At 36.9% G+C, this 390-nt stretch carries 1 protein-coding gene; it reads right to left on the minus strand.

The features are described 5' to 3' along the window. Positions 1-196: 196 nt before the first annotated feature. Positions 197-390 (minus strand): hypothetical protein (locus KIV40_RS29510; RefSeq protein WP_285352807.1); only part of this gene is annotated, 194 nt, incomplete at its 5' end.

Below are 390 nucleotides of genomic sequence, written 5' to 3' on the forward strand. Positions count from 1 at the left end.
AACAGCAGAACCGTCTGCGCCAATGGATTCACCGTGGAATACTGTCCCGTCTTCTAGGACTAGCAATGCTGACTTTTTCAAGACAACCTCCAGAAATAAAAATGCATTAAAATTGATTTAATTTGCAAATCTACCTTCCTGCAACACCCAAAACTGCGTGTTTATGGAAATGTGTCAACATTTAACGCAAAAGAAATTAAACATTTGTAGCCACATGTTCAACTTTCTCTTTTAAAGCTTCAAAAGTACTAGTTTTACAGGGGTAAGGCGGGGAAATCGTGATTTTTCCAACTTCAAGTGGTCTTTCACTCAAAGTTAGAGTGATAGAAATATTGATAAGAAAGCGCAAACGATAAATGAGAAGAGCAAAATAACAATAAACGCCATTTC

The sequence above is a fragment of the Vibrio sp. D173a genome (genome assembly GCF_030248475.1).